Origin of the sequence: Xanthomonas sp. CFBP 8151, assembly GCF_011761885.1 — a bacterium.
In the GTDB taxonomy this organism is placed as follows: Bacteria; Pseudomonadota; Gammaproteobacteria; order Xanthomonadales; family Xanthomonadaceae; genus Xanthomonas; species Xanthomonas arboricola_B.
The window spans coordinates 510,082-530,575 of the sequence record NZ_JAASQZ010000001.1; the positions used below are offsets into that span (position 1 = coordinate 510,082).

The window sequence follows — 20,494 nt, forward strand, 5'->3', positions numbered from 1 at the left end:
TGACCGGCTGCGCCAGATGTCATTCGGCCGCACGTTGCGGCGCCACCTTCTCCAACCCATCAACGGAACCTGAAATGACCCATCGACTTCGTTATGCGCCGCTCACCGCGGCGATGGCTTTCGCCGCGCTGCTTGCCGGCTGCCAGAAAGACGCGCCCGCCGCCGCAGTGGAAGGCGCCGACAAGATCAATGCCTACATCACGTGCTTCAACGGCGTCGAGCAGCCGATCCATGAGAGCTATCAGCAATACATCGAGTGGATGCAGGACCCCGAGGCTGGTCCGACCGGCAAGGAAAGCGGTATCCATGCACCGGGCACGGTACTGTCGCATCACGTGGACGAATGCGGCGCGCCGATGACCGCGGCCTTGGCGCAAACGCCCGCCAGCCCCGAGCTCGACCCGGTGGCAAAGACCTATCAGGAACGTTTCACCACGCTCAACGAGCGTATCGGCGAGGCGGTGCGCTACTACGACCGCGAGGATTATCTGCGCGACGACGGCAACGGCATGAAGGCGCTGCACGCACCGCTGATGCAGGCCTATCACGCGTTCTTCGAAGCCGGCCAAGCCATGAATACCGCGCTTGAACATAACGAAGACACGCGTCGCCAGGCGCAGATCGATGCGATCGAAAAAGAAGAAGGCCGCAGCGCCTCCTGGTATCACTTGAAGATCATCGGCGAAGGCAAGCAGCTGGTGCAGGTGCTCGACAGCGACACGCCGGATCTTGCCGCAGCGCAGGCCCAGCTCACGCGCTACCAAAGCATTCTGGAAGAGGCGCAGAAGGCCAAGGTCGGCCAGGGCGATGCGATGTGGGGCCACATGGAACGTTCCGCCGACAAGCTTGCGCGCGAGTCGGGGCGCCTGGTCGAGCGTATCCGCACCAAGACACCATTGAACAAGAGCGAGCAGATGCTGCTGGAAAGCGGTTCGATGCCGCCGGGTGGCACCCGCCACGCCGTGCTGGCCAGCTACAACGATCTGATCGACATGAGCAACCGGATGTCGCATTGATGTTGTGCACGCATCTCTGTCGCGTTGTGTAAGCACATCGCGCAGGCGATTGTGCAAGCTTCGAAGACGCTGCGATCTAGAACTTCAGCGCCGTTGGATGCTTCCATGCAGAGTCGGTCGAGAGCGCGATGCCCTCACCGCTTGCGGGACACGTCGTGAATCCGTCCGTAGAGGCGCTTTTGCGGCATCCATGCCGCCAAGGGTCCCGCAACCGGCACAGACACCGCATCAGAGAGATTCCAGGTTGCTTCATTGAAAGCCTGCTCATTGCTCGGCTTGCCTTGGACAAGTAAGTGAGCAGGCCACTACACAAGCAACGCACCTTATTACCTGCTTGCAACATGCACACCGGCCATCTTCGATGGTCCTTGCCCGTCCACCGTCGCGGGACCTTGAGCGGCATGGATGCCGCGCCAGAGCCTACAAGGACGTACTTGCGGCGTGTCCTGCGATGGTGGGCGGGCAAGGGCCCTGCAGCAAACTCGCAGATCGGCGCGTCAGCCGTTGGAGATCTCCGGCAGCGGCTCGGCACACTGGCGGCAATAGCGTGCGTCGGGCGCGTGGCCTTCCAGTCCGCAACGTGGACAATTGCGCGCATCGCGCTTGCCGGTGTGGCCACCTTCGCGCAGCGTGCTGGCCAGTTCGGCGGTATAGATGCCGGTGGGGACGGCGATGATGCTGTAGCCGATCAGGATCAGCGCCGAGGTAATGAAGCGGCCCAGCGTAGTCTGCGGCACCAGGTCGCCAAACCCCACGGTGGCCATGGTCACGATGGCCCAGTACATGCTGGTCGGGATGCTGGTGAACCCGTGTTGCGGTCCTTCGATCACATACATGGTGGCGCCGGCGATCACGGTGATGGTGAGCACGCTGAACAGGAACACCAGCACCTTGCGCCTGCTGCGCCACAGCGCGTCCACCAGTTGCCCGCTTTCTTCGATGTAGCGGGTGAGCTTGAGGATGCGGAACAGGCGCAGGATGCGCAGCACGCGTACCACCAGCAGCGTCTGCGCACCGGGCACGAAGAACGACAGATAGCTGGGCAGAATCGAGAACAGGTCGATCACGCCCCATACGCTGAGTGCGTAATGCAGCGGGCGCCGCACCACCGCCAGGCGCAACGCGTATTCGATGGTGAACAGTGCCGTGAACGCCCATTCCAGCGGCACCAGCCAGTGCGCCGAATGCGAATGGATGCGCGGCACGCTGTCGATCATGATCACCACCACGCTGGTGAGGATCGCCACCACCAGCATCAGGTCGAAATTGCGCGACGGACGGGTGTCGTGCCGGTAGATGATGTCGAACCATTGCCGGCGCCAGCCGTGGTCGGTGGCAGGAGTGAGCTGAGGATCGGAGAAGGGGCGCATCCGTGCATTGTGCCGCAGGCCGGCGAATGCGCGAGAATGCGCGTTCTCCCTCCGCTTCTGCGACCCACCATCATGAGCACCGCTGCCGATTCGCCCCTGTCCCTCGCGCATTACTACCTGCCGGTGTACCGCCCGCGTCAGGTGGTGCTGGAGCGTGGTCAGGGCAGTCGCGTGTGGGACGATCAGGGCCGTGAGTATGTGGACCTGTCTGCCGGCATCGCGGTCAGCGGGCTGGGCCACAACGATCCGGATCTGATGGCCGCGCTGACCGAGCAGGCCGGCAAGCTGTGGCACACCAGCAATGTGTTCTTCAGCGCACCGCCGCTGAAGCTGGCCGAAGAGCTGGTCACCGCCTCGCGCTTCGCGCACAAGGTGTTCCTGTGCAATTCGGGTACCGAGGCCAACGAAGCGGCGATCAAGCTGGTGCGCAAGTGGGCCAGCAGTCAGGGCCGCCCGGCCGACAAGCGCGTGATCGTGACCTTCCGCGGCAGCTTCCATGGGCGCACCCTGGCGGCGGTCACCGCCACCGCGCAGCCCAAGTATCAGGAAGGCTACGAGCCGCTGCCCGGCGGGTTTCGCTATGTGGACTTCAACGATGTCGCTGCGCTGGAAGCGGCCATGGCCGCGGGCGATGTGGCCGCGGTGATGGTCGAGCCGATCCAGGGCGAGGGCGGGGTGATGCCGGCGGCGCCGGGCTTCCTGAGCCGCGTGCGTGCGTTGTGCGACCAGCACGATGCGCTGCTGGTGCTGGACGAGATCCAGTGCGGGATGGGCCGTACCGGCACGCTGTTCGCGCATTGGCAGGAGCAGGTGACGCCGGACATCGTGACGCTGGCCAAGGCGCTGGGTGGCGGTTTCCCGATCGGCGCGATGCTGGCCGGCCCCAAGGTGGCCGAAACCATGCAGTTCGGCGCGCACGGCACCACCTTCGGCGGCAACCCGCTGGCCGCGGCGGTGGCGCGCGTGGCACTGCGCAAGCTGGCCTCGCCGCAGATCGCCGAGAACGTAGCGCGTCAGTCGGCGGCGCTGCGCGCCGGCCTGGAGGCGCTCAACACCGAGTTCGGCCTGTTCGCCCAGATCCGCGGGCGTGGCCTGATGCTGGGCGCAGTGCTGGCGCCGGCGCATGCCGGGCAGGCCGGGGCGATCCTGGATTTTGCCGCCAAGCATGGCCTGCTGTTGCTGCAGGCCGGGCCGGATGTGTTGCGCTTCGTGCCGGCACTGAATCTGACCGATGCCGAGCTGGCCGATGGGTTGGAACGCCTGCACCTGGCCATTGCCGAGTACGTGGCGCAGAAGTGATGGAGTCCTGCGCGTTCTGCACCGTCGTGGCGGGTGCCGCGACGGTAAGCGCGGTGGGGTAAGCGGCGCGGGTCGTTGCGTTTCTTCGACGCGTTCAACGCTGCGAGCAGCGTCTTGCGTCACCCTTGAGGGTGATCAGTCTTTCGTGATGCTCAACGATTCCCAATCCCCAATCCCCAATCCCCAATCCCGGCCCTTCACCCCAGCCCATACCGTTTCAACACCCGCCGCAACGCCCGCGCATCGCGCACCGTGTCCGCATGCAGACCGGCGGCACGCGCGCCGCGGACGTTGACGAATAGATCGTCGACAAACAACGTGCGCGCAGCACTAGCATCCAGTTGTGCAAGCGCGCGCTGATACACCTGCACATCGGGCTTGCGGCCGCCGAGCGCGCCGCTGCACAGCACGCGGCCCTGCAATAGCGGAAACAGCGGCGGCACGATCCGCTCAATCGCTTCCGCCATCAATGGCCCGTTGTTGGTGAGCACCGCCACCGCGGTGGTTGCCGCCACCGCCAGCACCTGCGTCAGCACTGCCGGGTCGGCGCGGCATGCCGCCACGCGTGCGGCGATCCAGGTGGCGCGATCGATCGCGCAGCCAAGGCCGTCGCTGAGCTGGGCCAGATAGGCGGGCGTGTCGATCACCCCGGCGTCGTAGGCGCGCTCCAGGCCCTGCTCGAACAACACCTTTTGCACATGTTGCGGCGTGCGCGCCGCCGCATTGGCAAGCGCCGCCACACGGCGCGGCCGCGAGTAGCTGGCCAGCACGCCGTCGAAATCGAGCAGTAACAGGGACGGTGCTGCAGGCGGCATGGGTGCACTCGGAATGTGGCGGGGCAGCGTTGTCGATTCACCACGGGATGGCAAGCGTGCAAGACCTGGTATGTCCGGATCCACGCAGGTGGGTAGGGATGGTACCCATTCAGATCGTTGAATTCGGCAGCAACCTACCCACCCGCGCCGCCCCTACCCTCCGCGCGGCGCTTGCGGTGGAACTGTGCTGGGTATGGTCGATGCATGCCGCATCCGCGGTGTCAGCCGGTCTTGGGGAGCGGGCCCGGTCACTCAGCACGTCACACCATCCAGGGGGTCGATTGCATGCGCAAGCGCTTGAACACCGATCAACTGGCGGCGTCGGTCGCCGCCATTCTCACCACTGCCACGCGTGGTCGCACGCTGGCTTCGATGACCTTGGTGCTGGCTGGCGCACACAGCCTGCCCGTCCTGGCACAGGAAGCGCGCACGCTGGACGCGGTCAGCGTGGTCGGTACCGGCTCCACGCGCACCACGGCTTCCATCTCCGTTGCCGAGATCCAGGCCCAGGTGCCCGGCGTGGCACCGCAGCAGTTGCTGGCGAGCCTGCCCGGCGTGAATGTGCAGACCACCGATCCGTTCGGGCTGTACGAGTTCGGCGACTCGATGACCATCCGCGGCTTTTCCGCCAACCAGATCGGCGTGACCCTGGACGGCATTCCGATCGAAACCTTCGACACCCGCGAAGGCGGCCCGATCACCCGCTACGTGTCCAGCGAGAACCTGCTCGACGTCACCGTGTCGGCCGGTTCCGGCGATGTCACCCAGCCTTCGTACCACGCACTTGGCGGTGCGATCCGCTACACCAGCCTGCCCCCGAAGGGCGGCGACAGCTGGAGCGGCAATCTCACCCAGACCATCGGCTCGGACGATCTGGTACGCAGCTTCGTGCGGCTGGATACGCCGGACTGGTGGGAAGGCGGCCCCAGCGCCTATCTGTCTGCCTCGCGCACGCAGGGCGGGGTGTGGGACATGGAACCGGCCACGCAGAAGAGCGATCACTTCGAAGCCAAGATCCGCCAGGCCTGGGACGTGGGCCACCTGACCCTGGGCTGGATCTACAACAACCGCAAGGACTACGACGTGCAGTCGTACAACTCCGACGGCTCGGTGGCGTGGGATCTGCACGAACGCATCACCGGCAATCCGGAAGTGGATGCCGAGCATTACAGCGAATGGCAGAACGGCCGCCGCGACTCGCTGCTCAGCCTGCACGGCGATTTCCTGTTCAACGATGCGATCGGTTTCACCTTCACCGGCTACTACGAGAACAAGCATGGTTACGGCGTCGGCGGCACGCCGCCGAGCACGGCCACTGGCCTGTACAACGATGCCATCGCCGGTACGCCAGGGCGCACCGACATCGCCATCAACGACCCGCAGATCGTCGATGCCAACGGCAATGTCACCCGCGTCGGTGCGATGACGCGGCGCGAGGAAATCATGGGCGGCGATCGCTACGGCGTGACCACCGCGGTGTCGTGGGAGACCGAGCACAACAAGCTCGAAGTCGGTGCGTGGTACGAGAACTACGACTTCGACCAGGTGCGCCCGCTGTACAACCTGGACCCGGCCACCGGCGCACTGCTCAAGGGCTCGCTGCCGATCGTCATCTACTACGACAACCACTTCTCCACCGAGGTGAAGCAGCTCTACATCAAGGACACGCTGCGTTTGCTCGATGACCGGCTCACCATGGAGTTCGGCGCCAAGGGGCTGGATGTCAAACGCGATTACAACGGCATCGCCAATCTCGATGACTTCAATGTCGGCGTGCGCCGCGATGTCACCATCAAGAACAGCGACTGGTTCCAGCCGCAGGTCGGCGCCAGCTTCCAGCTCGCCGACGGCGTGCAGGTATTCGCCAACTACGCGGAGAACTTCAGCTCGGCGCCGCGGCTGGCGTTGACCTCGGGCGCATTCAATCCGGATATCGCGCCGGAGGAATCGACCAATATCGATATCGGCATCCGCGCCGAATCCAGCCAGTGGAGCGGCTACGTCGCTGCCTACAAGATCGATTACGAGAACCGCATCATCGCGCTGACCGACCCGGACCCATTGGTGGTCGCACCCACGATCTACGCCAACGTCGGCGACGTGCAGACCTATGGTGCGGAAGTGTCCGGCATGTGGAAGCCGGCACCGGGCTGGCGGCTGGGAGCGTCGCTGACCTGGAACAAATCCGAGTTCCAGGACAACTATTTCGGCCCGGTCAGCGGCAACCTGGTGCAGGTGGAAGGCAACGAAGTGCCGGACTCGCCCAAGGTGATGTTCAGCCTCAACGGCGGTTGGGAGGGCGAGCATTTCTTCGCCAACCTCGACACCAAATACACCGGCAAGCGCTACGGCGACACGCTCAATACCGACCAGGTGGATGCCACCTTCATCGTCAACGGCAGCATCGGCTATCAAGGCGAGGATGCCGGGTTCCTGGCCGGTGGGCGGCTGCAGTTGTCGGTCTACAACCTGTTCGACAAGGACGATGCGATCGGTGCGGTGTTCCCGAACGAAAGTTCCGGCTCGTACCAGTTGATCGCACCGCGCCAGCTGTTCGCCAGTCTGTCCTACAAGTTCTGAGGCGGTGATGCGGCCGGCGTCACTGCCGGCCGCGTCATGCGTTTTGTCAGTCGCACTCGTTCCATGACATGCAAGGACTACGCGTTGATGCAAGGCAATCATTCTGGGGCGATGACGCGGCGGCAACTGCTGGCGCGCATCGGCATGACCGCTGGCGGCGCGATGATGTACCAGGCGATGAGCAGCCTGGGCATGGCCGCCGAATCAAATTTCAAAGGGCCGCTGCAACTGGACGGCGACCCGAAAGGCGCCTCGGTGCTGATTCTGGGGGCAGGGCTGGCCGGCATGGCTGCGGCCTTCGAACTGCGCAAGGCGGGGTACCGCGTGCAGGTGCTGGAATACAACGACCGCCCCGGTGGGCGTAACTGGACGCTGCGCGGCGGCGACCGTTACACCGAACTCGGCGGGGCGACCCAGCATTGCCGGTTCGACGACGGGCTGTACCTCAATCCGGGGCCGTGGCGCATTCCGCATCACCACAAGGCGGTGCTGAGTTACTGCAAGCAATTCGGTGTGGCCCTGGAGGCATTCAACCAGGTCAACTACAACGCGCTGTTGCACAGCCAGCAAGGCTTTGGCGGCAAACCGCAGCGCTTCCGCGCCATCGATGCCGATTACAAGGGCCACGTGTCCGAGCTGCTGGCCAAGTGCACGCAGCAGCAGGCGCTGGACCAGAGCGTGAGCCGTGAAGACCAGGAGGTGCTGTTGGAGTCCTTGCGGACCTGGGGCGCGCTCGACCACAAGTTCGGCTACGTCAAAGGCAAGGACAGCAGCGAGCGGCGCGGCTTTGCGCGGTATCCCGGCGGCGGCCTGTCGGGCAAGCCGGAGTTCTCCGATCCCTTCAGCGTGGAGGACGTGTTGCGCTCGCGTCTGTGGACCACGTTGGCGGCCGGCAACAACTACGAGATGCAGACCACCATGTTCCAGCCGGTGGGCGGCATGGACCAGATCGGCAAGGCGTTCGCGAAGCAGCTTGGCGATGCGATCACCTACAACGCCAAGGTCACCAGGATCGATCAGGACGGCAACGGCGTGCGTGTGTCCTGGCAGGATGCCGCGCACGGCGGCGAAGAACGCATCGCCAGCGCCGATTGGTGCATCTGCACGATTCCGCTGTCGGTGCTCAGTCGTATTCCGGTCACCGCCGGCGACGCGATGACCACCGCGATCGGCCAGGTGCCGTACGCGGCATCGGTGAAGGTGGGCCTGCAGTTCAAGCGCCGCTTCTGGGAAGAGGACGAGGCCATCTACGGCGGCATCAGCTATACCGATCTGCCAATCACCTTGATCAGCTATCCCAGCACCAACTATCACAGCCCCGGCAAGGGCGTGCTGCTCGGTGCCTACGTGTGGGGACTGGACGCCTACCAGTTCACCTCGATGCCCCCGGAGCAGCGTGTGCGCAAGGCGGTCGAATACGGCACGCAGCTGCATCCGCAGTATCCACGCGAGTTCGAGAACGGCATTTCGGTCGGCTGGCACCGTGTGCCGTTCACGCATGGCTGTTTCGGCATGTGGAGCGAGCAGGCGCGTGCCGAGCACTACACGCCGCTGTGCCAGATCGACGGGCGCCTGGCGCTGGCCGGTGAACACGTCTCCTATATTCCGGCCTGGCAGGAGGGCGCGATCTTGTCCGCGCACGATGTCGTCGGCCGTCTGCATCGCAAAGTGCTGGCCGGAGGAGGTCGCGCATGAGTCTGTTACCACGATTGGCCGCGGCCAGCTTCGTCGTTGCGATGGCTGCCTTGCTGGTGCCGCCGGGCGTATACGATGCGCAGGCGCAGAGTTCCGATGCCACCCAGCTGTTCCCGCAGCAGGGCTTTGCCAAGGCATCCGGCCAGGATGTCTACCAGGCGATCTGCCAGGGCTGCCACATGCCGGCCGGGCGCGGCGCGCAAGGTGCCGGCGAATACCCGGCGCTTGCCGGCAATCCCAAGCTGGCCGCCGGACCCTACGTCACCATGATGGTGCTCGACGGCCACGCCGGCATGCCCGGCTTCGGCGAGATGCTCAACGACCGCCAGGTGGCCGAAGTGGCAAGTTATGTGCGCACGCACTTCGGCAACGATTACGCCGAGCGCGTCACCGTCGACGACGTCAAATCGCTGCGCCACTGATTCCCCCTTCTCTCTCATGCAAGGAGTTGCCATGTCCCGTCCAGTGACAGCCGTCCTCACTGCCGCCCTGTTGTGGTCTGCGGGTCTCACCGCTGCGCACGCCGCCGAGGTGATCCGCCACAAGATTCCCAACAGCGATTTCCCCATCGCTGCCGCCGTGGAAATTCCTGCCGGCAAGGCCACTGTCTATGTCAGCGGCAAGGTGCCGGCGGTGGTGGATGCCAGTGCGCCCAAGGATTCGGCTGCCGCCTATGGCGACACCAAGGCGCAGACGGTGAGCGTGTTGAACCAGATCAAGCAGCAACTCGCAGCGCTCGGCCTGGGGATGGGCGATGTGGTGAAGATGCAGGTGTTTCTGGTCGGCGATCCGGCCATGGGCGGCAAGATGGATTTCAACGGGTTCATGGAGGGCTACCGCCAGTTCTTCGGCACCAAGGAGCAGCCCAACCTGCCGGCACGCTCGGCCTTCCAGATCGCCGCGCTCGGCAATCCGCTGTATCGGGTGGAAATCGAAGTGGTCGCCGTTCGTCCCTGAAACCGTCGTGCCGTCCTGCTGGAGGTTGTCATGAAAACTGCTCTTTCGCGCCGCATGTTTCTGCGCGATTCCGCGCTGTTTGCCGGCGCTGCCGGTGCGAGTGCGCTGCCGCTGCTGGCCAGTGCCGCCGAACGTTCCGCCGCCGTCGAGCCGACACCGGCCAGTGCGCTGTCGCCGGTGATGATCGGCTCCAACGAGTTTCCCGATGGCCCGTCGGCGGCCGCGGTCAAGGCCATCGCACAGATCGCACCGCAAGGCGGACGCTACCTGCGCGATGTGCAGAGGGAACTGATGGATACCCTGGCCGCCGAGCTCAAGCTGCCGGTCGATCACCTGATGGCCTACGCCGGCTCCACCGAGCCGCTGGACTACACGATGCTGGCGTTCACCTCGCCCAGCGCCGCGCTGGTCACTGCCGATCCCACCTATGAATCCGGTTGGCGCGCCGCCACCCGCAATGGCGCAAAACTGATCAAGGTACCGTTGCGCAAGGACTTTTCGCACGATGTGCAGGCGATGTGCGCCGCCGACGCCAGCCCCGGCGTGATCTACATCTGCAATCCCAACAATCCCACCGGCTCGGTCACCGCACGCAAGGATCTGGACTACGCATTGGCGCACAAGCCCAAGGGCAGCGTGCTGGTGGTGGACGAGGCCTATATCCACTTTGCGCAGAGCACCAGCAGCGTGGTCGACATGGTCGCCGCGGGCGAGGACGTGGTGGTGTTGCGCACCTTCTCCAAGCTCTACGGCATGGCCGGCATTCGCCTCGGCTATGCGGCCGCGCGCCCGGACCTGCTGGCCAAGCTGATGTTCTACAGCGTCAACAGCCTGCCAGTGACCGCCGCCGCCGCAGGCCTCGCCAGCCTGCGCGATCCCGCACTGGTGCCGCAGCGACGCGCGCGCACCTCGGCCACACGCAAGGACGTGATGGAGTTTCTCGCCAAACAGGGCTACGCCTGCACCGCCTCGGAGAGTAACTGCTTCATGGTCGATGTGAAGCGCCCGGCCGCCGGCTTCAAGGACGACATGGCCACCCATGGCGTGTTCATCGGACGCAGCTGGCCAGTATGGCCGACCTGGTCGCGCATCACCGTCGGAACCGACGCGGAGATGGCACGCTTCAAGCAGGCCTTCGTGCAGGTGATCGCCGGCAAGCGCGGCCCGTTGCCGCTGCCGGACGCTACGGCCGCTGTGCATGATCCGATGGATGCTTTTTTCCGTTACGCATGAGGCGTTACTCTGGCACCACCGGCGCATGCGAACGCGCTGGTGTGGCCAGGCGCGCTGGGCGTCGCGCATCCCTTAACGCAGGAGTGTTCCCTTGAAAGTGTTTTCGACATTTGCCGTGCTTGGTCTGGTGCTGCTGGCGCCTTCGGCATGGGCGCGTACCTGCGCCGTCACCATCACCGGCAACGATCAGATGAAGTTCGACCAGAGCGCGATCAAGCTGGCGCCCGACTGCACGCAGGTGGACCTCACGCTCAAGCACTCCGGCAAGATGGCCGCCACGGTGATGGGGCACAACTGGGTGCTGACCAAGTCCGCCGACTTCCAGGCAGTGGCCAATGCCGGCATACGCTCCACCATTGCCGACAGCTATCTGCCCAAGGCCGACGCGCGCGTGATCGCACACACCAAGGTGATCGGCGGCGGCGACAGCACCACGGTGAGCTTTCCCACCAGCAAGTTGAGCAAGGGCGGCGACTACACCTTCTTCTGCTCGTTCCCCGGCCACTGGGCGATGATGAAGGGTACGCTGCATTTCGGATGAGGTGTCACGTGCCGCAGGTGCGTGCTATCGGCTACGCGAGTGACGTGGTGGAATGGAGGCGCGCTGTCGCGCCACGCTCACCTGTTCTCGTAGCCGGGCAGCTTCTGGATCACGAGCTAGACTCCCAGCTTGCTGTCGCATGCAGGGTTTACCACTGCTCCCGGCCGCCAAGCCCGTTGTATCGACGCGCGAAGGCGCGGTCGCTGGCGATCTGCGGGATGCTGAAGGCGGCAATCGTCAGCTCCATCCAGCACCGCCGATTCTCTGCGTGGAAGGCCAGCTCCCTGGTGTGCGAGCCAACGCCTTCGGCCATCACCACAGGCGCATAGCGCCGGCACCGGCGGTCAACCCGGCGCCGTCTCCGACCCGCCTGGCGTGGCCGTTGCGCGCAACAACCCGCGTTGCAAGGCCTGCGCCAACGCGCTTTCGCGGCTGCGTGCATCGAGCTTGCGATAGAGGTTCTTCAAATGGAACTTGACGGTGTTTTCCGACAGGTGCAGGCAGCGTGCGATCTGTTTGTTGGAATAGCCACGTGCCAGTTGCGCGAGCACTTCCAGCTCGCGCTCGCTGAAGATGTCGCCGGCCGGGTCCTCGTCGCCGCTGAGGCGTTCGAGCAGGGCCTGGATGGTGAGTGCGCGGGTGGTGCCACCGACGGTATGCGGGTCGTGTTGACGCAGCGAGCGCAGCATTGCCTTGGCCGGAAGACCGAGTTCGACGATCGCCTGCCAACTTTGCGTCAGTGCGACATGATCGAGCGCGCTGTACAGATGCGGCAGCGCCGCGACCAGTTCGCCACGTTGCTGCAGCACCAAGGCGGTGCGTGCGCGGGTGCGCGCGAGATGGCATAGATTGTCGCTGGCCAGGCAGGCCTGTTCGATCTGGCCCAGGATGGTCAGCGCGGCGCTGCTGCGTCCGGCCAGCCGATGCCAGCGTGCCAGCGCAAAACCCATCGCCGCGCGATCGCGCCAGCGGTGGGGCGATCGCAGCGTATGCGCCAATCCGGATTCGCCGCCGGTACGTGCGATCACTACATCGATGGCGGCATTGCCCGGATGTTCCAGCAACAGCATTAGGCGCCACGCTGCGGCCAGCTCCGACAGGCGCGTGAGCTTGCGCCCGTGCGCTATCTGTTCGACGTGTTCGAGTAGTGCCAATGCGCTGCGCCCGCTGCGGTCGCGTACACGCTCCAGCCCTAGCGCGGTGTCGTAGGCGGCGGCCAGCACGTCCATGCCGCCGTCGTGCTGTTCCAGCAATTCCAGCGCCGGATGCAGCAGGTCGGCCGCATCGTCGTGGTGGCCGCGTTCGTAATGCAGTTGCGCGAGCAGGCACTGGCCGGCGGCCTGCAGGACGCGATCCAGCTGCGGGGTACAGGCGCACCAGTTCAGGGCCTGCCGGTAACAGGCTTCGGCGTCGCCGAGTTGTCCACGATAGAAAAAGCTCTGGCCCAACGCCAACAGCGCCTGGCTTGCGCCTGGTTCGCTGCCACCGCGCTGCATCGCATCGCGTGCGTTCAGGGCGTAGCGTTCGGCCAATGCAAAGGCGCCCTGTGCAATGGCGGTGGTGGCGCAGATGCACAGCAGCATGCCGCGGCCCAGATGATCGTCCTCGTCCAGCGCGGATGCTTGCGCCGCGATCTGGGTCAGGCCGTGCGGATTGCCGCAGATTTCGTCGAGGCGGTCGCGCAACAGCGCCACCACCACCGTGTAGTCGCGCTGCAAGGGCTCGCGCAGCGCAGCCGGGAAGTCGCGGAAGCGTTCCAGCAGCAGGCGCGCATGGCTGAACTCGCCGAGCCTTGCGTGCAGGTGTGCCTGGGTGAGATTCAGCGCCGGGGTGTCGCGGATGGTGCGGTGTTCGAAATGCCGGAGCAATGCGCGCACCTCGTGCGTGCCGTGGGTCAGCACCAACTGCCAGGTGCCGGCGCGCGCGATGTAGCTGGCGGCCAGGTCGCCGCACTCGGCACGCGATGCGTGCCGCACCGCTTCGGCCAGATGCCGATGATCGCCAAACCAGCGAGCGGCCCGTTGCTGCAGTTGCGTGGCCTGACCAGGATGTTCGCGATCGAGCAGCTGCTGCAGGAAGTCGGCAAACAAGGGGTGATAGCGGAACCACTCGCGCTCGCCATCCATGGGCACCAGCAGGCCGTGGAAATGTTCCAGCCGCGCCAGCAGCCGGCCGCTGTCGTCGCGCTGGCGCACCGCATCGGCCAGCGCTGCGTTGACGCGCTCCAACGGACTGGTCCGCAACAGCAGATCGCGCGTGTCGGCATCCAGATCGTTGATCACCTGTTCGGCCAGGTACGCGGCAATCTGCGCGCTGCGGCCGGAGAAACGCGCGGCCACCTCCTGTTGACGTTGCGCGCCGCCGCCCTCCAGCCACAGGCGCGCCAGATGCAGCGCCACCGGCCAGCCTTCGGTGTAGCGCAGCAGTTCGTCCACGACCGGGGCCGGCACCCGGGGGCCCAGCACTGCCTGCGCCTCGTGCTCATCCAGCGCCAGTTGCGCACTGCCGAGACGGCTGAGCTGCGCCTGCAGGTCCAGCCGCGCCAGCGGCAGGGCCGGCACGCGCCGGGTGGCCAGCAGCAGGTGCAGGCGTCCGCCGCCGTGTTCGACCAGGCGCAGCACCAGCTCGTCGACGATGCCGCTGCCGAGCCGGTCGTAATCGTCGAAAATCACGCTGATGCGCCGGGGCGCCGTGCGCAGCGCGCGGATCAGCACCGTCACCGCTTCGCGCGGATCCTGGTCGCGGTTGTGCAGCACCGCCGCGCACAGTGCCGGATCCGCACCTGCGTGCTGGATCGCCAGCGCCAGATGGCCGAGGAAGCGCGCGGCATCGGCGTCCTCTTCGTCCAGCGACAGCCAGGCCACGGCGGTGTGGTCGCGCGCGCGCAGCTGCGCATGCCACTGCGCCAGCAGCGTGGTCTTGCCGAATCCGGGCGGTGCCAGCAGCAGGGTGAGTGGCCGGGCCTGGGCGTGATCCAGCGCCGCCAGCAAGGCGCCGCGCACCACCGCACCGGCACGCGGCAGCGGTGGCTCCAGCTTGCTGGCAAGCAGCCAATCGGGAAGGGCGGAATCGCGCGACGGTGAGGGGCGCGGTGTGAGCAACGCAACAGGCTTGAGCATGAGGCGAGGGCGGCCCTGGCAAGCGTCGGCAGCGCGCCGGCTCGACACGCTGCAGATCGTGATGAAACAGCGGCGATGCAGATGGCGTCACCGTAACCGGCGACGACGGCAGATCGGCTGCTTCGAGGGTCCCCACCCATGCCCATCCGTGGACACCTTTCAGAAAGGTATGACAGCCACAAGACAAAAGCAAAGCGTGTCGCCGCGCCGCCGCCTGAATGGAGCAAGCGATGGCGCAGGGTGTGCGCAGGCGCCGGGCAGCAACCGAGTCCGTCCGGACGCATGGAGCCGGACGCGATGCCGGCCCCGTGCCTGTTCAGCGTCGGCGCGGACCTGGAAAATACACGTCAGGCATCGCCGATGGCGCGTGACTCGCGGACCACCGCGCGGCACGCCTCGCTTTCACGCAACACCAGGTCTGCGTGCCCGAGCCACTTTGCAGGCAGCGCGACGTCCGAAGACGCCTCAGTGCGCCACTTCCGCAAACGCCTCGCGCGCGACGGCCAGCGTGGCCTCGATCACTGCCGCGTCGTGCGCGCTGGACATGAAGCCGGCCTCGTACGCCGACGGCGCCAGATACACGCCCCGCTGCAGCATCGCGTGGAAGAAGCGATTGAAGGTGGTGATGTCGCAGGCAGTGGCCTGCGCGTAGCTCTCCACGATCTCGTCGGTGAAGAACAACCCGAACATGCCGCCGACCTGATTGGTGGTGACGGCAATGCCGGCCGCGCGCGCGGCATCTTCCAGTCCCTCGCACAACACGCTGGTGGCCTCGCTCAGGCGGGCGTGGAAGCCCGGCTCCTGCACCAGTTCCAGCATCGCCAGGCCGGCCGCCATCGCCACCGGGTTACCCGACAGGGTGCCGGCCTGGTAGATCGGGCCGGCCGGAGCGATCTGCTCCATCAAGTCGCGCCGGCCGCCGTACGCACCCACCGGCATGCCGCCGCCGATGATCTTGCCGAAGGTGCTCAGGTCCGGCGTGACCCCGTAATGCGCCTGCGCGCCACCGAGCGCGACGCGGAAACCGGTCATCACCTCGTCGAAGATCAGCAGTGCGCCATGCCGGGTGCACAGCGTGCGCAGATGCTGCAGGTAGCCGGCCTGCGGCGGAATGCAGTTGGCGTTGCCGACCACCGGTTCGATGATCACTGCCGCCACGTCGGCGCCGATCTCGTCGAACAGGGCGGTGGCGCCTTCGAAGTCGTTGAAGCTGAGGGTGGCGGTCAACTCGCTGAGGCCGGACGGCACGCCCGGCGAGGTCGGCACGCCCAGGGTCAGCATGCCGCTGCCGGCCTTGACCAGGAACGAGTCGCCATGGCCGTGATAGCAGCCTTCGAACTTGACGATGCGGTTGCGCCCGGTGGCGCCGCGCGCCAGGCGCACCGCCGACAGCGTGGCTTCGGTGCCCGAATTGACCATGCGCACCATCTCGCAGGACGGCACCAGCCGGTGGATCGTCTCGGCCATGGTGACTTCGGCCGCACACGGCGCACCGAAGGACAGGCCGTCGCGGATCGCGCGCTCCACCGCTTCGCGCACCGCCGGGTGATTGTGGCCGGCAATCATCGGCCCCCACGAGCCCACGTAGTCGATGTAGCGGTTGTCGTCCACGTCGTACAGATACGGGCCATCGGCGCGCGCCACGAAGAACGGCTCGCCGCCGACCGACTTGAATGCACGCACCGGTGAGTTGACGCCGCCGGGCAGCAGCGTCTGCGCCTGGGCGAACAGAGCGTGGGAGCGGGTGTGGTTCATGCGCGCAGATCCTTGAGTGGTACCGAGTGGGGGCGGCGCGGCCCGACCGCGGGCAGCGCACTCGCCATTGTCAGGCTTGCGGCCCCCGTCCGCCTACCCACCAGGTGCCTGCCTACCCGTCGGAGCGGACGGGTAGGGCAACCCGGCTGCCTATGATCGAACGGGACGGTATCGACGGTTTGGCATGAGCAGATGACCCGCGGTCATTGGCCTCCTGCGGCGGATGTTCAGAGAGTGTGATTCCGGTAGCCATTGGCGCCGTTCATTTTTGTCGCGTTGCCGACAGTTCCAGACTTGGGGGAGACAGCATGAACCGTAGTATCCAGAAGCGTGCCTTGGCGTTGGCGCTGGTCATGGCCATGGGGAGCGTCCACGCGCAGTCCACCAGCGGCAGCATCGTCGGCAGCGTGGGGCAGAGCAGCGGCACCAGCGTGCTGGTGGAAAACAACAGCGGGTTCAGCCGCGAAGTACCGGTGGATGCGCGCGGCCGTTACACCGCCGGCAACCTGCCGCTGGGCACCTACAAGGTCACCGTCAAGCGCGACGGCGCGGTGGTGGAGACGCGCGAGAACGTCGCGATCACCGTCGGCGCCAACACCGACGTCTCGTTCGCTGCCGCGTCGGGGAGCGGCATGCAGACCCTGGACAGCGTGACCGTCACCGCCGCAGGCCTGACCACCATCGACGTCAGCAGCGTGGACACCCGCACCGTGGTCACCGCCGAGCAGCTGCAGCAACTGCCGCTGGGCCGCACCGCCGAGGCAATCGCGCTGCTCGCACCGGGCGTGGTGGTCAACAGCGGCGGTTTCGACAATGGCCCGCTCGGCGGCTCGCTGCCCAGCTTTGGCGGCTCGGCCGCCAGCGAAAACGCCTATTACCTCAACGGCTTCAACACCACCACCATCAGCAACAACCTGGGCGGCCTGACCCTGCCGTACGGCGCCATCGACCAGCAGGAAATCTTCACCGGCGGCTACGGCGCGCAGTACGGCCGCGCCAATGGCGGCGTGATCAACCAGATCGGCAAGCGCGGCACCAATGAGTGGAAGTTTGGCGCGGCGGTGATCTGGGAGCCGAACGGTCTCAAGGCCAATCAGCGCGACATCTATTGGCGCCCGGACAGCCAGGGCAGCACGATCAACAACGCCGCCTACCGCTACGCGCGCTCGGCCAATGGCCTGTATCAGCCGGCGAGCGAGGCCGAAGCCAACCAGACCACCTACAGCGCCTATGTCGGCGGGCCGATCATCCAGGACAAGCTGTTCTTCTTCCTGGCTGCCGAACAGGTGGATTCGGACGGCGTACGCGTCGGCACCAATCGCGACACCGACAACGGCCGCACCGGCGGTCTCACCGATTACGACTACAAGCAGAAGCGCTGGTACGCCAAGGTGGACTGGAACATCACCGACAATCACCTGATCGAGGTGACCGGCGCCAGCGACGAGGCAGAGACCAATGGGTCGATCTACCGCTACGACTACGTCAATCGCCAGCGTGGCAGCTATTTCACCGACGAGTCCACCTGGAAGACCGGCCCGACCCTGTTCACCGGTAAGTACACCGGCTACCTCAGCGACAACCTCACCGTGACCGCGCTGTACGGCAAGATGAAAACGCCCGATGAGCTGACGCCCTTCAATTACAACGCGGCCGGCGGGCCGGTCATCAACAGTGCCGCGCTGCAGAATCCGACCTACACTGGCGGCACACCGCGCATCGGCAATCAGCTGGTCACCTCGGTCAGTTCACCGGATCGCGAATACAAGAAAGACAATCAACGCCTGAATCTGGAATGGCGCATCGGCCACCACACGCTCAACTTCGGTATCGATAACCAGAAGTCCGAGGGTATCGATGTGGGCTCGGTGCTGTCCGGCCCGGGCTTTGCATGGACCTATGGCCAGACCAACGATCCCAATGGCCTGCAGACGGGCGGGCTGGTCAGCCAGTCGGCCAACGAAGCCGGCGGCATCGGCGCACCTAGCCCGGGCCTGGTCGATCCGGTCAACGGGTCCAGCGGCTATTACGTGGTCCGCAACATCAACACCAGCCTGTATTCCTACGAGGCCAAGCAACGCGCCTATTACATCGAAGACAAATGGCAGGTCACCGACAACCTGCTGCTGAGCATCGGCCTGCGCAAGGACGAGTTCACCAACTACACCCCGTTCGGCGACCCATACATCGAAGTGGATAACGCCTGGGCGCCGCGGCTGGGCTTCAGCTGGGACGTCAACGGCGATTCCAGCCTGAAGGTGTTCGGCAACGTGGGCCGTTATTACCTCGGCCTGCCGTTGTCGGCAGTGAGCCTGTTCACCCCGGCCACCACCACCGATACCTACTTCACCTACAGCGGCATCAATGCCGATGGCACGCCGATCCTGGCGCAGCAGCTGGGGTCGGCCGTGTCGGCCAACTCGCGTTTCGGCCGCATCGCCGACGTGCGCACCGCGGTGGTCAAGGACATCGAGGGCGAGAACCAGGACGAAGTCATCCTCGGTTTCACCAAGCAGCTGGACACCGGCTGGGTGCTGGGCGTGCGCGGCACGCATCGCCGCCTCAATGCGGGGATCGACGATCAGAACTACGACGTTTCCAATACGGCGTTGATTGCCGCTGCGGCCGCCCAGGGCGTGACCATCGATTTCTCGCAGGTTGCCGGTGCATCGCTGATCAATCCGGGCCAGACCAACACCTGGGGCGTGATCGGCACCGATGGCCAGTTCCATGAAGTGTCGGTGAGCCGCGAGGCGGCCGGTTTCCCGAAGTTCAAGCGCAATTACTCGGCGGTCGAATTCAATCTGGAACGTCCGTTCGACGGCAAGTGGTACGCCAAGGTCAACTACGTCTGGTCGCATAGCTACGGCACCACCGAAGGTCAGGTGCGTTCGGACCTGTGGCGCACCGGCGGCGCTTTGGGCAGCTACCAGGGCCAGGCCTCGGTCTCCACCACGCAGAGCTGGGACCACGCGGCGCTGATGGAACACTTCAACGGCGATCAATCCAATGATCACCGCCATCAGCTCAAGTTGTTCGGTTTCTACCAGTTCACTCCGCAATGGGGTGCGTCGGCCAACTTCAGCCTGATCTCGGGCGCGCCGCACAATTGCCTGGGCAACTACTACGGCGACAACTACACCGGCACCGACCCGGCTGGCTACGGTGGCAGCGCGATCACCGGCGGTCCCTACCACTACTGCTACAACCCGGAGACCGGCACCGGCGTGGCGTCGCCTCCCGGCTCGCAGGGGCGGCTGGGCTGGATCGCGCAGCTCGACATGGGCGTGACCTACAAGCCGGCATTCGCCGCAGGCAAGCTGGCACTGCGCTTTGACGTGTTCAACATCACCAACGAGCAGACCGCAACCAACATCTACCCCTTCTCGCAGCTGCCCGACAACACCACCAACCCGCTCTGGGATCAGGTGGTGGCCTACCAGGCGCCGCGCTCGGGCCGGGTGACATTGAGCTACGACTTCTGATCGCGCCAGATAACAAGGGCGGTCCCGGCAGCGACGCGTGATGGCACGCGTCGCTGCCGGGTTGTGTGTACGTACGCCGCCCTTCGTATGTGCTGTTGGAGGATTGGTCGCGCGAATGGATTGGTTTTAGAGCGGTTGATCTGCAGCTTGGCTGCGGGGCCCTTGCCCGCCCACCATCGCGGGACATGCCGCAAGTACGTCCTTGTAGGCTCTTACGCAGCATCCATGCCGCGTAAGGTCCCGCGACGGTGAGCGGGCAAGGACCAGTCGAGATAGTGGGTGTGCATGGTTTTGGATAAAGCAACCGACTGACTTTCTGGTGGGGGTCCTCGCCGCGCCCTCTACGCTGTGAGTTTGCTGCGGGGTCCTTGCCCGCCCACCATCGCGGGACACGCCGCAAGTACGTCCTTGTAGGCTCTTACGCGGCATCCATGCCGCGTAAGGTCCCGCGACGGTCGCCGGGCAAGGACCAGTCGAGATGGTCGGTGTGCGTGGTTGCAAGCAGGGCATGGCGTGCGCTGGTCGAATCACTATGCGTCAACCAGCTTCCCGTCACCTTCCTATCGCAAGCCGGGCAGTGGACAGGCTTTCAACACGCGACCTGCAAACGTCTCATCTGCCACCGTAAG

Annotated in this window: 13 protein-coding genes; 9 read left to right on the forward strand and 4 right to left on the reverse strand. The window is 65.5% G+C overall.

Annotated elements, in window-relative coordinates; all coding sequences use genetic code 11:
* Nucleotides 1-74 precede the first annotated feature (74 nt).
* Nucleotides 75-1,016, forward strand: coding sequence for a YiiG family protein (locus FHT08_RS02200; protein ID WP_166774162.1), 942 nt, complete (start codon nucleotides 75-77; stop codon nucleotides 1,014-1,016).
* A 497-nt stretch (nucleotides 1,017-1,513) separates the two neighbouring features.
* Here FHT08_RS02200 and FHT08_RS02205 read toward each other — a convergent pair whose 3' ends face one another.
* The gene (locus FHT08_RS02205; protein WP_166774752.1) at nucleotides 1,514-2,386 is read right to left on the reverse strand and encodes an ion transporter; all 873 of its coding nucleotides are present in this window, start codon (nucleotides 2,384-2,386) and stop codon (nucleotides 1,514-1,516) included.
* Between the two features lie 72 nt (nucleotides 2,387-2,458).
* Between FHT08_RS02205 and FHT08_RS02210 the strand changes: the two genes are divergently transcribed.
* The gene (locus tag FHT08_RS02210) at nucleotides 2,459-3,685 is read left to right on the forward strand and encodes an acetylornithine transaminase (RefSeq protein ID WP_166774753.1); all 1,227 of its coding nucleotides are present in this window, start codon (nucleotides 2,459-2,461) and stop codon (nucleotides 3,683-3,685) included.
* A 197-nt stretch (nucleotides 3,686-3,882) separates the two neighbouring features.
* Here the strand turns inward: FHT08_RS02210 and FHT08_RS02215 are convergent, their stop codons facing one another.
* Nucleotides 3,883-4,500 (reverse strand): HAD-IA family hydrolase, encoded by a 618-nt coding sequence (locus FHT08_RS02215; protein ID WP_166774163.1) that lies wholly within the window; start codon nucleotides 4,498-4,500, stop codon nucleotides 3,883-3,885.
* Between the two features lie 297 nt (nucleotides 4,501-4,797).
* Here FHT08_RS02215 and FHT08_RS02220 point away from each other — a divergent pair, with 297 nt between their 5' ends.
* From FHT08_RS02220 to azu, 6 genes are all read left to right on the forward strand, one after another.
* On the forward strand, nucleotides 4,798-7,080 hold the full coding sequence (locus tag FHT08_RS02220) for a TonB-dependent receptor (RefSeq protein WP_180969623.1): 2,283 nt from the start codon (nucleotides 4,798-4,800) through the stop codon (nucleotides 7,078-7,080).
* 87 nt (nucleotides 7,081-7,167) lie between these two features.
* Nucleotides 7,168-8,775 carry a flavin monoamine oxidase family protein gene (locus FHT08_RS02225; protein WP_166774164.1) on the forward strand — a complete coding sequence of 536 codons (1,608 nt, stop codon included), beginning with the start codon at nucleotides 7,168-7,170 and terminating at the stop codon, nucleotides 8,773-8,775.
* Nucleotides 8,772-9,197 carry a cytochrome c gene (locus FHT08_RS02230; RefSeq protein WP_024938098.1) on the forward strand — a complete coding sequence of 142 codons (426 nt, stop codon included), beginning with the start codon at nucleotides 8,772-8,774 and terminating at the stop codon, nucleotides 9,195-9,197. Before FHT08_RS02225 ends, FHT08_RS02230 begins: the two co-directional genes overlap by 4 nt.
* 31 nt (nucleotides 9,198-9,228) lie before the next feature.
* Nucleotides 9,229-9,732 (forward strand): RidA family protein, encoded by a 504-nt coding sequence (locus FHT08_RS02235; protein ID WP_039519172.1) that lies wholly within the window; start codon nucleotides 9,229-9,231, stop codon nucleotides 9,730-9,732.
* Between the two features lie 30 nt (nucleotides 9,733-9,762).
* Nucleotides 9,763-10,965, forward strand: a complete 1,203-nt coding sequence (locus FHT08_RS02240) for a pyridoxal phosphate-dependent aminotransferase (protein WP_104536215.1) — start codon at nucleotides 9,763-9,765, stop codon at nucleotides 10,963-10,965.
* Nucleotides 10,966-11,056: 91 nt separating this feature from the next.
* Nucleotides 11,057-11,506, forward strand: a complete 450-nt coding sequence (gene azu, locus FHT08_RS02245; RefSeq protein ID WP_166774165.1) for an azurin — start codon at nucleotides 11,057-11,059, stop codon at nucleotides 11,504-11,506.
* A 344-nt stretch (nucleotides 11,507-11,850) separates the two neighbouring features.
* On the opposite strand, the gene FHT08_RS02255 is transcribed toward azu, so the two are convergent.
* Both FHT08_RS02255 and hemL read right to left on the reverse strand, forming a co-directional pair.
* Nucleotides 11,851-14,625 carry a LuxR C-terminal-related transcriptional regulator gene (locus tag FHT08_RS02255; protein WP_166774166.1) on the reverse strand — a complete coding sequence of 925 codons (2,775 nt, stop codon included), beginning with the start codon at nucleotides 14,623-14,625 and terminating at the stop codon, nucleotides 11,851-11,853.
* Nucleotides 14,626-15,090: 465 nt separating this feature from the next.
* Nucleotides 15,091-16,380, reverse strand: a complete 1,290-nt coding sequence (gene hemL / locus FHT08_RS02260) for a glutamate-1-semialdehyde 2,1-aminomutase (RefSeq protein WP_166774167.1) — start codon at nucleotides 16,378-16,380, stop codon at nucleotides 15,091-15,093.
* Between the two features lie 308 nt (nucleotides 16,381-16,688).
* On the opposite strand from hemL, the gene FHT08_RS02265 reads away from it, so the two are divergent.
* A complete protein-coding gene (locus FHT08_RS02265; RefSeq protein WP_166774168.1) occupies nucleotides 16,689-19,865 on the forward strand; it encodes a TonB-dependent receptor in 3,177 nt (1,058 codons plus the stop codon).
* Nucleotides 19,866-20,494: the final 629 nt, after the last annotated feature.